At 61.0% G+C, this 760-nt stretch carries 1 pseudogene; it reads left to right on the plus strand.

The window, feature by feature from the left end:
• Positions 1–760, plus strand: a pseudogene (locus AC1DT3_RS23135) (excinuclease ABC subunit UvrB); the annotation flags it as partial.

A 760-nucleotide genomic window follows, 5' to 3' on the forward strand; every position in this document is an offset into this window, starting at 1 on the left:
GAGTTCAAGAGCTTCTTCCCCGACAACGCGGTGGAGTATTTCGTCTCTTACTACGATTACTACCAGCCCGAGGCCTACGTGCCGCGGTCGGACACCTATATCGAGAAGGAATCCTCGATCAACGAGCAGATCGACCGCATGCGCCACTCGGCGACGCGCKCGCTSMTCGARCGSGACGACGTSATCATCGTCGCSTCGGTKTCSTGCATCTACGGTATCGGCTCGGTCGAAACCTACACCGCCATGACCTTCTCCCTGAAGGTCGGCGAGCGCATCGAGCAGCGCCAACTCATCGCCGATCTGGTCGCGCTGCAATACAAGCGCATCCAGAACGACTTCGCCCGCGGCACGTTTCGCGTGCGCGGCGACGTGATCGAACTCTTTCCGGCCCACTTGGAAGATCGCGCGTGGCGCATCGGCCTGTTCGGCGACGATGTGGAATCGATCGTCGAGTTCGACCCGCTCACCGGCAAGAAGACCAACGATCTGTCGTTCGTGAAAGTCTATGCGAACTCGCACTACGTGACGCCGCGGCCGACCTTGCAACAGGCTGTGAAGGGCATTCAGGACGAGCTGCAACTGCGCTTGCGCGAGCTCACCCGCATGGGCCGTCTGCTCGAGGCGCAACGGCTTGAGCAGCGTACGCAGTTCGACCTCGAAATGATCGAGGCGACGGGCGCTTGCAACGGCATCGAGAATTATTCGCGCTACCTCACCGGCCGCAAACCCGGCGAGCCGCCGCCGACACTGTTCGAATATC

It is taken from the genome of Microvirga sp. P4_G7, from assembly GCF_056401005.1.